Annotated in this window: 14 protein-coding genes; 8 read left to right on the top strand and 6 right to left on the bottom strand. The window is 63.0% G+C overall.

Translation table 11 applies throughout. The annotated features are described in order from the left end of the window. Positions 1-74: 74 nt before the first annotated feature. The 3 genes from FJW10_RS26710 to FJW10_RS26700 form a co-directional block, all read right to left on the bottom strand. Entirely contained in the window at positions 75-680 is a 606-nt protein-coding gene (locus FJW10_RS26710; RefSeq protein WP_140829626.1) for a transglutaminase-like cysteine peptidase, read from the bottom strand. A 296-nt stretch (positions 681-976) separates the two neighbouring features. Further along, positions 977-1,594 (bottom strand): PilZ domain-containing protein, encoded by a 618-nt coding sequence (locus tag FJW10_RS26705; protein ID WP_140829630.1) that lies wholly within the window; start codon positions 1,592-1,594, stop codon positions 977-979. A gap of 173 nt (positions 1,595-1,767) precedes the next feature. Beyond that, positions 1,768-2,406 carry a PAS domain-containing protein gene (locus FJW10_RS26700; RefSeq protein WP_140829633.1) on the bottom strand — a complete coding sequence of 213 codons (639 nt, stop codon included), beginning with the start codon at positions 2,404-2,406 and terminating at the stop codon, positions 1,768-1,770. Between the two features lie 426 nt (positions 2,407-2,832). Here FJW10_RS26700 and FJW10_RS26695 point away from each other — a divergent pair, with 426 nt between their 5' ends. The 5 genes from FJW10_RS26695 (at position 2,833) to FJW10_RS26675 (ending at position 7,493) form a co-directional block, all read left to right on the top strand. Further along, positions 2,833-3,570, top strand: coding sequence for a rhomboid family intramembrane serine protease (locus FJW10_RS26695; RefSeq protein ID WP_140902290.1), 738 nt, complete (start codon positions 2,833-2,835; stop codon positions 3,568-3,570). Positions 3,571-3,804: 234 nt separating this feature from the next. Beyond that, the gene (locus FJW10_RS26690) at positions 3,805-4,236 is read left to right on the top strand and encodes a CBS domain-containing protein (protein ID WP_140902289.1); all 432 of its coding nucleotides are present in this window, start codon (positions 3,805-3,807) and stop codon (positions 4,234-4,236) included. A gap of 405 nt (positions 4,237-4,641) precedes the next feature. Then, positions 4,642-6,141, top strand: a complete 1,500-nt coding sequence (gene gatB, locus FJW10_RS26685) for an Asp-tRNA(Asn)/Glu-tRNA(Gln) amidotransferase subunit GatB (RefSeq protein WP_140902288.1) — start codon at positions 4,642-4,644, stop codon at positions 6,139-6,141. A gap of 2 nt (positions 6,142-6,143) precedes the next feature. Further along, complete coding sequence (locus FJW10_RS26680; protein WP_140902287.1) at positions 6,144-6,638, top strand: GNAT family N-acetyltransferase; 495 nt, start codon at positions 6,144-6,146, stop codon at positions 6,636-6,638. Positions 6,639-6,794: 156 nt separating this feature from the next. Next, positions 6,795-7,493, top strand: coding sequence for an AIM24 family protein (locus FJW10_RS26675; protein ID WP_140902286.1), 699 nt, complete (start codon positions 6,795-6,797; stop codon positions 7,491-7,493). Between the two features lie 28 nt (positions 7,494-7,521). Here the strand turns inward: FJW10_RS26675 and panC are convergent, their stop codons facing one another. After that, positions 7,522-8,373 (bottom strand): pantoate--beta-alanine ligase, encoded by an 852-nt coding sequence (panC, locus tag FJW10_RS26670; protein WP_140902285.1) that lies wholly within the window; start codon positions 8,371-8,373, stop codon positions 7,522-7,524. After that, positions 8,370-9,209, bottom strand: a complete 840-nt coding sequence (gene panB / locus FJW10_RS26665; RefSeq protein ID WP_140902284.1) for a 3-methyl-2-oxobutanoate hydroxymethyltransferase — start codon at positions 9,207-9,209, stop codon at positions 8,370-8,372. The genes panC and panB overlap by 4 nt, the downstream gene beginning before the upstream one ends. A 269-nt stretch (positions 9,210-9,478) precedes the next feature. On the opposite strand from panB, the gene FJW10_RS26660 reads away from it, so the two are divergent. From FJW10_RS26660 to FJW10_RS26650, 3 genes are all read left to right on the top strand, one after another. Continuing rightward, positions 9,479-9,877, top strand: a complete 399-nt coding sequence (locus FJW10_RS26660) for an NADH:ubiquinone oxidoreductase subunit NDUFA12 (protein WP_140678429.1) — start codon at positions 9,479-9,481, stop codon at positions 9,875-9,877. Positions 9,878-10,055: 178 nt separating this feature from the next. Further along, complete coding sequence (locus FJW10_RS26655) at positions 10,056-10,586, top strand: DUF2155 domain-containing protein (protein ID WP_140830836.1); 531 nt, start codon at positions 10,056-10,058, stop codon at positions 10,584-10,586. A 58-nt stretch (positions 10,587-10,644) separates the two neighbouring features. Further along, complete coding sequence (locus FJW10_RS26650; protein WP_140902283.1) at positions 10,645-11,037, top strand: hypothetical protein; 393 nt, start codon at positions 10,645-10,647, stop codon at positions 11,035-11,037. Here the strand turns inward: FJW10_RS26650 and aat are convergent. After that, positions 11,028-11,645, bottom strand: coding sequence for a leucyl/phenylalanyl-tRNA--protein transferase (aat, locus tag FJW10_RS26645; RefSeq protein WP_140829649.1), 618 nt, complete (start codon positions 11,643-11,645; stop codon positions 11,028-11,030). The genes FJW10_RS26650 and aat overlap by 10 nt on opposite strands. Positions 11,646-11,648 lie beyond the last annotated feature (3 nt).

Here is an 11,648-nt window from a genome sequence, read left to right as displayed (position 1 = left end):
GGGTGGGGACTCGACCGGGCTTTCTCTTGGCACGCCGCCGCATCATGGGCGGCGTACCTGATCGCTTTGGCGCCTTAGCGGACGCTGGCGACCGCGTCCTCGCGGCCGTCGTTGATCGTCACCCAAGCACCCGAATTCTCGGTCGATTGGCGCTTGAGGTAGGTGTAGACCGTGTCGTTCCAGGCGAGCACTTTCGGCTCGAGATTGTCGAGGATGAATTCGCCGAGGCTGGTGCGCACCGTCAGCACCGCATGGCCGTCGCCATTCGGCTGGCGCACCACTGTCATCAACAGGTTGCCGGCCGGCACGCCGACGGCCATCAGCTCGCGGCGCTTCTCCAGCGCGTAGTCCTCGCAGTCGCCATAGCCGTTGTCGGGGTAAGCCCAGTATTCCTCGACGCCGTAGATCTCCATGTCGGTGCGCGGCTTGACCCGGACGTTGACCGAATTGTTGACGTTGACGATCATCGCCCACAACTTGCGCGTCAGCTCGACCGGCGGACCCTTCGGCGTCCGTTGGTTGCATTCGACCGGAATGCGCTGGCAGAAATCATAGTGGCCGACCGGCTGGGTGGTGCGGCCACCCGTATGCATGAAAGCCGGTCCTGCGCTTGCCGTGCCCCACGCGGAAAGCTGCATCGCCATTGCCAAGAGCAACAGCTTGCCCCTCGTCATTTTCATTGTTGTAGTCTCCCCGTTTGAGGAGACTGTGCCACGTTGGGATTTATTTGACGCAAAAACCCGAAGTAGATATTGAGTAAAACGCCAGTAGAATAAACATAAAATTTGAACTATCGGGATTTCGGATTGTTCAGATTTTCATCCGGCCCGCGCAAGGTTCTGATGTCACTGGCGGCCCGCGTCCGACCCCCAAGGCCGGACAACAAAAACCGGCCGCCAAGGCCGGTTTGCTTTGCTTGCGTCGGCTCGTCTCGGGAGCGGGCTTCAGCTCGTCTCAGGAGCGCGCGTCGCGCGTCTCAGGAGCGCGGCGCGTTGAATTCCTGGTCAAGCGTTTCCGGCCGCTGGATAACGGCGAACTCGATGGCGACGCCGTCCTCAAAATGGCGCACCACCTGGCCGCGCATCGTGCCTAACGTGACCTGGACGCCGATCGCCGGCTTGACGTCGATCTCGACGGCAGCGCCTGAGAGCGACAGGTCGATGATGCGGCACTGATACTGGCGCCCGTCGGTGAGTTGCAGGATGCTCATCGGATTGCGCGGCGCCACGCGCTCGTGGCGGCGATCCTCAGGCAGGTCGAGCTCATGCTTGTTGGCAAGCCAGGTGAGCTGCGCGGCAAGCTTGTCCTTCTTGCGCTCCGAAGCGATGACGGTCATGGCGAAGCCGTCCTGCGACGTGCGCGTCACGATGCCTTCGACACGACCGATATGGTCGATATAGGCGATGACCTTCTCGCCCGGCATGCCGATCCGGTCCGTACGCAACGCAACATTGCCGGGCGACATATCGATCACCTGGCAAGGATGCTCGGTGCGGTCTTCGAGCATGAAGCGCCCGTAAATCTTGACGCGGACACGCTGAAAGTTGCGCCGCTCAGCTCGTGACGGCGCATATTCTACCGCCGCTGACCTCATGACTGCCTACACCCCGTTGGCATTCCGCGCGACGATGCGAGGAATTTCACCCGAAAAACTACAGCAAAGCAGGTTAACAAACGGGAAAAATCGGCCGCAAAAGCCTGGGCCTGGGGGCTCGCGCGACGCGGAAAAATTTACCGGAAGCGACGGGAAACCTCACACAGCCGGGCTCACTCGTGACGCCCGCCGTCGAGGACGACGAGATGGCGGATCCGGCGCACGCGGCCGAGCGCAGAAATGGTCTCCGGAGGATCGAATTCCGCCGGAACGAGCGAGGGAACGTCGATCGCCGGTCGGTTCTTCAGGAACATCGGCTCCTTCTCGGGATCTATCACCCGGATCGTATCGAGGAGCGCATCGGTCAGCGGATCGGCGCCAAGCCAGAACGGCTTGTCGGCGGTGCTGACGATGCCGAGGCAGCGCGGGTTCTGTGCCCCCCCGTCCAGCGGCAGCGCCAGGAGCTCGAATTTGTTGGAACGGCCGTTGCGGCTGAACCCCTCATAGGTCATGAGCAGAACCGATTTCTGGTCGAAAACGCCCTGCATGAGTCGCGACACAAGCCGCTGATCCTTCTCGCGCCAGAGCGAAGGGAAGGAGAACCCCTTGAGCTCCCGGCCATAATAGGCGCAGAGCCGCGTGCCGGCGAGCCGGAACACCGCCTCGCCGCGCGTGTCGCGCTCCAGGATGAAGGTGTCGGCCAGAAGCGACTTGATGTCGGCCGGCTCCACCTCCGATCGCTTCGGGGCGAGGCGACCATCCCGCAGCTGGTTCCAATATTGGAACAGTGCGATTGATCCTTTTTCTTTCATGTCCATTCCGCTCCGCACAATCTGTCTTTTGATGTCCCATCGGCGAACAGACAGGGCGCCCTCCGATGACCTTCATGCGGTGCGGAGCAGGATGCGTGCCAGTATCGTTAACGTTTGTTCACGCTTCGGGGTCGTTAAGGTTAACAAGTGGTTTACATTGCGTGCCGCCGAGGCCTGTGACACATCAAAACCACTCCAAAACGGTCGTTCCTGCAGCGATCGGCAGCACTTCAGTCACGAGTTTATGGGGAGCAGGGGACTCGACCGGCCGTTCAGGGAAATCCTGGACGGCCTTCTTTTTTGATTCGCTCCGTTCTGATTCGCTCCTTGTTCTGATCTGGGCTGTGGCGATTAGCCGTTTGTGATTCGAAAGGGCGTGATCTACATGCTCGCCGAAAGCCCTAAGCCCCAGACCCGCAAAGGCGCATGAGCGAGCCTGCAAGCCCCACCGAAACCGAACCGACGCCGGACGAGGCTTCCGGTCCGCGCCGCCGCGAACCCGTGTTCAACCTGCCGCCGGTGGTGCTCGCCGTGATCGGCATATGCGCGGTCGTCTATCTGCTGCAGCAATACGTGCTGAACGAAGCGCAGCAAATGACGCTGCTCTACGACGGTGCCTTCATTCCGGTGTTGTACACCGGCCAGTACGGCTTCGACTGGTTCCTGTTCACACGTCCGTTCACCTATGCGTTCATGCATGGGGGCATTGCCCATATCGCCATCAACATGATCTGGCTTGCAGCCTTCGGTTCGCCGCTCGCCAATCGTCTCGGCGCGCTGCGTTTCGCGATGTTCTACGCCGTGACAGGGCTGGCTTCGGTCGTTCTGTTCTGGGCGCTGCATCCCTATGGCGAGGCGCCGCTCGTCGGTGCCTCGGGTGCCATCTCCGGCATGATGGGCGCGGCTGCGCGCTATGGGTTCCGCGTCGACCGCTCGTCAGGCAGCGCGGCCTTCGCCGGCGAGCCGCTGCCGATCGCATCCGTGCTGCGCTCGCGCGGCGTCATGACCTTTCTTGGTGTTTGGATGGTAATCAATCTGGCCACGGGCCTGCTTGGCTTCGCGCCGGGCATCGATGGTCAGATCGCCTGGGAAGCCCATATCGGCGGCTTCGTCGCCGGCTTTTTCGGGTTGCGTTTTTTCGACCGTCCGATGGCTGCCGCCTAGAGCATGATCCCGAAAAGTGGGAACCGGTTTTTTCGGAGACGATCATGCTCCAACAAGAGATAGATCAGGATGGCGATTCAACGAAACGCCGTCCTGATCTAGTCCTTAGGCACACTTGAAATGCAACCAATCACGGCGCACGATGTTGCCCAAGCACCCAGTGTCTTCCTAAGGGCGCCGGGGCTCAAATGCCGGTCAGGGCGGGAGCCGGCGTCAAAGGCAGTGGAGGACGCCATGACGGTTAAGGCAATTCTTGAAAGCAAGGGCCATGACGTGTTCACGCTCGGGCCCAATGAAAAACTCAGCGAGGCCATTCGCATGCTGGCCGAGCACAGGATCGGCGCGCTCGTCATCACCAATGGCGATCGCAAGATCGTCGGCATTCTCTCGGAACGCGATATCGTCAGGGTGGTGGCCAAGGAGGGCGCCGCCGCGCTCGACATCGCCGTGCGCTCGGCGATGACGCCGAAGGTCAAGATCTGCAATGAAAACCACACGGTCAACGAAGTCATGGAGATCATGACGCGAGGCCGCTTCCGCCATCTGCCGGTGGAAAAGGGCGGCCAGCTTAATGGCATCGTCTCCATTGGCGACGTGGTCAAGCGCCGCATCGAGGATGTCGAGCGCGAAGCCGAAGAGATCAGGGCCTACATCGCCACGGCCTGAAGCAAACCGAAAGGTGCCGCCGGCGTTTCGGCCGGCGGTATTGGGCATTAGCGGTTGTCAGTTCGGCGCGCACGAGCTCAAGCCCGCGTCGGGTGTCCATTGGAGAATTCCCGGGAAAACAACAAAAACCAGCGCCGCGAGACATCGCGGCACGGGGTTTCAGGTTTTTCTGCCCTGTCTCGCTCAGGAGGTCAGGGCCTCACCGGGACTGAGCGTAGGTGGACATCCATCTCCCTTGGAATGGGTGTCCACTAGGCGAAGGTAGCGGAAAAGGCGAGCGTGCGGGCTTTGCGCTTGTCTCGCAGGGCGGTTTGCACTAGCGAAGTTGCGCACCCAAAATGTGCATTAATGCATCTCAATGAGTGCATTAATGCAACTCCGAGAATTCAAAGTCCGTAGGCCTCCATGAGCATCATCGATACCCGCACCCCCGACGCAAAACGGCTGATCCCGGGCGCCACCGGCGACTGGGAGATCGTCATCGGGCTCGAAGTGCATGCGCAAGTGATCTCGGAAGCGAAACTCTTCTCCGGCGCCTCGACGTCGTTCGGCGCGGCCCCCAACGCCAATGTCAGCCTGGTCGACGCGGCGATGCCCGGCATGCTGCCGGTCATCAACGAGGAATGCGTCAAGCAGGCGATTCGCACAGGGCTCGGCCTGAAGGCCGCGATCAATCACAAGTCGGTCTTCGATCGGAAGAACTATTTCTATCCGGACCTGCCGCAGGGCTACCAGATATCGCAGTTCAAGCAGCCGATCGTCGGCGAGGGCAAGGTGATCGTCTCCGTCGGGCCCGACCGCCAGGGCGAGTTCGAGGACATCGAGGTCGGCATCGAGCGCCTGCATCTGGAACAGGATGCCGGCAAGTCGATGCATGACCAGCATGCGACCATGTCCTATGTCGACCTCAACCGCTCCGGTGTGGCGCTGATGGAGATCGTCTCCAAGCCCGACATCCGCTCGGCCGACGAGGCCAAGGCCTACGTCACCAAGCTGCGCTCGATCATGCGCTATCTCGGCACATGCGACGGCAACATGGACGAAGGCTCGCTGCGCGCCGACGTCAACGTCTCGGTGCGCCGTCCGGGCGGCGAGTTCGGCACGCGCTGCGAGATCAAGAACATGAACTCGATCCGCTTCATCGGCCAGGCCATCGAATATGAGGCGCGTCGCCAGATCGCCATTCTGGAGGACGGCGGCAAGATCGATCAGGAGACGCGCTTGTTCGACGCCGTCAAGGGCGAGACGCGTTCGATGCGTTCCAAGGAAGAAGCGCATGACTACCGCTATTTCCCCGATCCTGACCTTTTGCCGCTGGAATTCGACCAGGCCTATGTCGATGCGCTCGCCAGGAACCTGCCGGAGTTGCCCGACGACAAGAAGGCGCGGTTGGTCGATGCGCTCGGCCTCTCGGCCTATGACGCCTCGGTCCTGGTATCGGAAAAGCCGATCGCCGATTATTTCGAGAAGGTGGCGGCAGGGCGCGATGGCAAGCTCGCCGCCAACTGGGTCATCAACGATCTCCTGGGCCAGCTGAACAAAGCCGGCAAGGACATTGAAAATGCTCCGGTTTCGCCCGAGCAGCTCGGCGCTGTTCTCGACCTGATCAAGGAAGGCACGATCTCCGGCAAGATCGCCAAGGACCTGTTCGAGATCGTCTGGAACGAGGGCGGCGATCCGCGCCAGCATGTCGAGAGCCGCGGCATGAAGCAGGTCACCGACACCGGCGCCATCGAGAAGGCGGTCGACGAGGTGATCGCCGCCAACCCGGACAAGGCCGAGCAGGCGCGCGCCAAGCCGACCATGGCCGGCTGGTTCGTCGGCCAGGTGATGAAGGCGACAGGCGGCAAGGCCAACCCGCAGGCGGTCAACGATCTCGTCAAGACCAAGCTCGGCATCGAATAACGTTGTTTGTCCGCACCGCCAGCGACCGCGACATTGCGGCTATCCGGGCACTGCTGGCCGAGACCTGGCATGCGACCTACGACGCCATCCATGGCGCCGAGCGGATCGATCGAACCATCGCGCTTTGGTGTTCGCCGGAAAAGTTGAAAGCGCGCATCGAGCGGCCGGATGCGGAGTTCCTGGTCGCCGACGATGGCAAGCGCATCGGCGGCGTCGCCTATGCGGAGAGCGCTGACCAGGGCGCTTCGATCGATCTGGAGCTGCTTCATGTCGCGCCGGACCTGCAGGGTCGGGGGATTGGCGGCATGCTGCTGGACGAAGTGATGGAGAGCTTCCCCGAAGCGCGCGCGGTCCGCGTCGAGGTGGCGGAAGCGAACAAGCGCGCCGTCGCCTTCTATATGGCGAACGGTTTCGTCCAGGTCGGCCGCGCCGACAATCGCGGGCCTGCGCAGTCCGGCATCGCATCGCTGCTCCTTGAGCGGCCGCTGATCGCCTGATCGCTCGACGCCGCCGCAATTGCTTCACGTTGCTGCGAGCGGCGCGCCCAATGCCAGCTTTCATTTGACGGCCGAAAGCCCGGCGGCAATGCTGCCGCAGCCGACGCGCCTGCGACAGTCCGGTCGACCGGCAGCACGGTGGTGAGGGGGATTGCCATGCCGAGCTTGCCGGAACTGATGCCGACCGAGGTGTCGGACGAGGCTTTTGGCGGCGTGACCTATCACGTCGCCGGCGAACTGGTGCCCGTGCTGTCGGTCGATGTGACCAACATGCCGGTCTATTTCGAGCACCACATTCTTTTGTGGAAGAACACCACGATCACCATCGGCCTGAAATCGCTGAAGGGCGCGCTGAAGCGCATGATCGCGGGCATGCAGATCTTCGTCACCGAGGCGTCCGGGCCGGGCGTCATCGCCTTCAGCCGCGACGGGCCGGGCCATATCGTGCCGATCCATCTTCGGCGCGGCGAGGAGATACAGGTGCGTGAGCATCAGTTCTTGGCCGCGACCGCCAGCGTCGACTACACGTTCGAGCGCGTCCGCGGCCTTGGAACGATGCTATTCGGCCAGAGCGGCTTCTTCATCGACCGTTTCCGCGGCGAGACAGGCGACGGCATCGTCTGGCTGCATGGCTACGGCAATGTCTTCGAGAAGGTGCTGGCGCCCGGCGAGACCATCGACATCGAGCCAGGCGGCTGGCTGTTCAAGGACGCATCGGTGAAGATGGATACAAGGATCGACCGCCTTTCCAGCGGCTTCTTCGGCGCCGCCATGAATTTCGTCGTCAACCGCTTCACCGGGCCGGGCCGCGTCGGCATCCAGTCGATGTATCTGCACATGCCGTCGGAAGAGTGACGCCGCGCCTGATCGAACGAAAGTCCGATCACTCGGAGGGAATTTCCACATTGTCGATCAGCCGCGTCGTGCCGAGCCAGGTCGCCGCCAGCAGGCGGCCGCCACGATCCCGCTGCCAGGGCTCGAGCGTGACACTCGCGCGGGCGGCGACGTACTCGACCTTTTGGAAACCCGCGGAGACCAGGGCCTTCGCGGCGGCGTCGGTGACGCCGGCTTCATCCGCGCCGGTTGAAAGCGCCGCCGCCGTGCGGCGCAGGATCACGTTGAGCTTGCGAGCGATGTCGAGCTCGGCCTCGCCCAGATAGGCGTTGCGCGACGACATGGCGAGGCCATGAGCATCGCGCACTGTCGGCGCGCCGACGATCTCGACGGGCAGGTCGAGATCGCGGCAGAGCTGCCTGACGACGCAGAGCTGCTGGTAGTCCTTCTCGCCGAACACGGCGCAATCGGGCGCCGCCTGCAGGAAGAGCTTGGCCACCACGGTCGCGACGCCGTCGAAGAAACTCGGCCTGAAATCGGTCTCCAGGCCGCGGGAGGGGCCTCCGACCGAGATTTTCGTGGCGAAGCCGAAGGGATACATCTCGCTCACGTTTGGCGTGAAGGCGAGATGCGCGCCCGCATCCCGCAACCGGTCGAGATCCCGCGCCAACTGGCGCGGGTATTTGTCGAGGTCTTCCGTCGGCGCGAACTGCGTCGGATTGACGAAGATCGAGACAACGCAGCGCTCGGCCCGTTCGAGCGCGATCCTGATCAGCGAGATATGACCGTCATGCAGCGCGCCCATGGTCGGCACCATGGCCACCTTGAGGCCGGCCTGCCGCCAGTCCCGGACCTGCGCGCGAAGGGCGGTGACGCTGTCGACGACGATTGGCGCGTTCATGTCTTGTCCTTGCCGGATGCCGTCGTGAAGACGTGGTCGGGGCCGGGGAAGGCGCGGCTCCGCACCTCGGCTGCGTAGCGCGCCGCCGCATCCGCTATCGCGCTGCGCAAGTCGGCGTATTCCTTGACGAATTTCGGCACGCGGTCGACGGTCAGGCCGACCATGTCGTCGATCACCAGGATCTGGCCGTCGCAGTCGGCGCTGGCGCCGATGCCGATGGTCGGTATGGAAATATGACGGGTAAGCTTCGCGGCCACGGCTTCCATCGTGCCTTCGATGACGACCGAGAAGGCGCCGGCTTGTTCCACCGCCTCGGCATCGCTGAGCAGCGCGGCTATATTGTCCTCCGTCCGGCCCTTGATCTTGTAGCCGCCGTCCTTCTCCACCGATTGCGGTTGCAGGCCGATATGACCCATGACCGGTATTCCCTCGGCGGCGATCGCGGCGATCCGGGAGGCCATGTCGACGCCGCCTTCGAGCTTCACGGCCTGGCAGCCTGTTTCCCCGACGATCCGCCTTGCCGACGCCGCGGCCTGCGCCGGCGAGGCCTCATAGCTGCCCGCCGGCATGTCGACCACGACGCAGGCCTTGGCCGAGCCGCGCATCACGGCCTGGCCGTGCGCGATCATCATCTCCAGCGAGGCGCCGAGCGTTGTGGCGTGGCCATGCAGGACCATGGCGACGCTGTCGCCGACCAGCAGCAGATCGACATGGGGATCGAGCAGGCGGGCGACGGGATAGGTGTAGGCGGTAAGGCAGACGATCGGCACGCCGCCCTTGCGGCGGCGAATGTCTTCGGCGCTGATCCGGCTGTCGGCGGACGGATCCCGGGTCAATCGTCACCTCCCTCAAGCCGCGCCCGAAACGGGCGGGCCGAGCTTTAGAAAGACAGGCGGCGCTTGGCAAGCCGCCTTGCCGCCGGCGGCACAACTGCATCGATTTAGTGCATGTCGCCAAAGGTGCGGAGAGGTTTGGGACGACGACATGCATCAAGACAAGGACGCACGAAGCATTTACATTCGGGTATGGCAAAACCCTTGCCTTCGCGCTGGCGTGACGCCATAAGCAGGGAAAAGGCGCAGCCGCTGCCGCCGCGAGGATGTGGATGAAAACTTTCCTGCTGCAGTTCTTTACCTGGTGGAACAGCCAGACGCTCGGCACCCGCTTCCACACTTGGCGCTTCGGCAAGAGGGTCGGCGAGGACGAAGCCGGCAACGTCTACTATGAGGGCGGCATCGATTCGGAAGGCCGCACCCGCCGCTGGGTCATCTATCGCGATTATTCGGAAGCCTCGAAGATCCCGCCGGGCTGGCATGGCTGGATCCATCATCGCGTCGATACACCTCCATCGAGCGAGAGCTACAAGGCTCGCGAGTGGCAGAAGGAGCATCGGCCGAACTTGACCGGAACGCCCGGCGCCTATCGTCCGCAGGGTTCCATCCTGACCAACCAGCATCGCCCGCAGGTGACCGGCGACTACGACGCCTGGACGCCGGGGTCGTAATTCCTCGGATCGCAATCCAAGACGCCGCTCCGGTCCGTTATCGCCACAATTGGCATTTAGCTGCTTGCTGACTGCGCAGCCATGACTAGCCTTGGGCGTTGAGAGAATCACCCGGGCGCAACCACCGGTATTTTGCATGAGCTCTTTCGGCCACATCTCAAAGGCGCTGATCGCGGCGATGTCCGTTCTGCTTGCCCCGACGGCGGCGTTCGCCGCCGCGCAGGCGCCGGCCGCGGCACCCGCGGCCTCCGATCGCGTCACCAATCCGGTGGCCGAGTTCGCCGGCATCGACAAGATCACCGGCCGCATCATCACCTTCGACGTCTATATCGACGAAACCGTCCAGTTCGGCGCTTTGCAGGTGACGCCGCGCGTTTGCTATTCGCGGCCGGATACGGAGCAGCCGAAGACCGATTCCTTCGTCGAGGTCGACGAGATCACGCTCGACCGCAAGATCCGCCGCATCTTCACCGGCTGGATGTTTGCCGAAAGCCCCGGCCTCAACGCCGTCGAGCACGCCGTCTATGACGTCTGGCTCAAGGGTTGCAAGCGGAAGTCGGACGTGCCGCCGCCGACCGCGGCCAAGGCCGACACGGCCAAGCCGAAGACCGAAGCCGCCAAGCCCAAGGCTCCGGCGCAACCGGCCGACGCCGCATCCGAGCCGGCTGACGCGGCGCCGGCCCCGGACGATACCACCGACACGAACTGATCTCGGAACCTGCCCGCCCTTTGGCCGTTCAAATCGGCAAGGCGAGGAGGATTCCGCGATGACTGTCACGAAAACAATCACCGCCAACAAGCAGGAACTTCTCGATATCGAGAAGGGTTTTTGGTCAGGTGATTCTGCCTACTATGAAGCCAATGCCGATGTGGAGTGCCTGGTGGCGTTCCCGCAGATGGCGCAGGCGATGACCAATGCCGATCTCGCAAAGACCGCCGCCAAGCCCAACAGATGGCGCGACCTGGACATCAAGTTGAAGGGTATGGTCGAGCCCGGCAGCGACATCGTCATGCTGACTTACGAGGCGCGCGCGACGCGCGAGAACGGCGAATCCTATGCCGCTCTGGTCAGCACCGGCTATGTCCATCGCGCCGACGGCTGGAAGATGATGTTCCATGCGCAGACGCCGATCGAGGCGGCAGAGCGAACTCAAGGATAAAAGACGGCCTCGCCCTTCAGCGCTTCGGCGAGCAGCTTCTCATACTGGCCGCGCGGCACGTCGACGGCGCCGAAGCGCTTCAAATGCTCTGTGGTGAACTGCGTGTCGAGCAGCGCGAAGCCGCGCGCCTTCAGCCGCTCGACGAGATGGTAGAGGCAGGTCTTCGAAGCGTCGGTCTCCCTGGCGAACATGCTTTCACCGAAGAACACGCGCCCGAGCGAGACACCGTAGAGGCCGCCGACCAGGCGTTCCTCGCGCCACGCCTCGACCGAATGGCAGTGGCCTAGGCGATAGAGATCGACATAGGCTTCGCGGATCGGCGCATTGATCCAGGTCGAGCGGCGCTCCTCGCGCTTTTCGGCGCAGCCGTCGATCGTCGCCTCGAAATCGAAATCGTAGCGGATCTCGAACGGATGCTTGCGGATCGTTTTCTTCAGGCTGCGCGGCGTGTGGAACCCGTCCAGCGGAATGATGCCGCGCGTTTCCGGCCGCACCCAGAACACTTCGGGGTCGTTGGCGCTCTCGGCCATCGGGAAGACTCCCGAGGCATAGGCCCTGAGCAGCAGGTCGGTCGGAATGCGATAGCCTGGCGCGTAGGGGCGGGTCATCGC

It is taken from the genome of Mesorhizobium sp. B4-1-1, assembly GCF_006439375.1.
In the GTDB taxonomy this organism is placed as follows: domain Bacteria; phylum Pseudomonadota; class Alphaproteobacteria; order Rhizobiales; family Rhizobiaceae; genus Mesorhizobium.
This window is presented reverse-complemented; position numbering and strand designations above follow the sequence as displayed.

Excerpts from the sequence above, each read along its gene's own strand:
- FJW10_RS26660 (WP_140678429.1), top strand. The coding sequence starts at position 9,479 with ATGAAAACTTTCCTGCTGCAGTTCTTTACCTGGTGGAACAGCCAGACG.
- aat (WP_140829649.1), bottom strand. The coding sequence starts at position 11,645 with ATGACCCGCCCCTACGCGCCAGGCTATCGCATTCCGACCGACCTGCTG.
- FJW10_RS26690 (WP_140902289.1), top strand. The coding sequence starts at position 3,805 with ATGACGGTTAAGGCAATTCTTGAAAGCAAGGGCCATGACGTGTTCACG.
- FJW10_RS26700 (WP_140829633.1), bottom strand. The coding sequence starts at position 2,406 with ATGAAAGAAAAAGGATCAATCGCACTGTTCCAATATTGGAACCAGCTG.
- FJW10_RS26705 (WP_140829630.1), bottom strand. The coding sequence starts at position 1,594 with ATGAGGTCAGCGGCGGTAGAATATGCGCCGTCACGAGCTGAGCGGCGC.
- FJW10_RS26710 (WP_140829626.1), bottom strand. The coding sequence starts at position 680 with ATGAAAATGACGAGGGGCAAGCTGTTGCTCTTGGCAATGGCGATGCAG.
- FJW10_RS26675 (WP_140902286.1), top strand. The coding sequence starts at position 6,795 with ATGCCGAGCTTGCCGGAACTGATGCCGACCGAGGTGTCGGACGAGGCT.
- panC (WP_140902285.1), bottom strand. The coding sequence starts at position 8,373 with ATGAACGCGCCAATCGTCGTCGACAGCGTCACCGCCCTTCGCGCGCAG.
- FJW10_RS26695 (WP_140902290.1), top strand. The coding sequence starts at position 2,833 with ATGAGCGAGCCTGCAAGCCCCACCGAAACCGAACCGACGCCGGACGAG.
- FJW10_RS26650 (WP_140902283.1), top strand. The coding sequence starts at position 10,645 with ATGACTGTCACGAAAACAATCACCGCCAACAAGCAGGAACTTCTCGAT.
- gatB (WP_140902288.1), top strand. The coding sequence starts at position 4,642 with ATGAGCATCATCGATACCCGCACCCCCGACGCAAAACGGCTGATCCCG.
- FJW10_RS26655 (WP_140830836.1), top strand. The coding sequence starts at position 10,056 with ATGTCCGTTCTGCTTGCCCCGACGGCGGCGTTCGCCGCCGCGCAGGCG.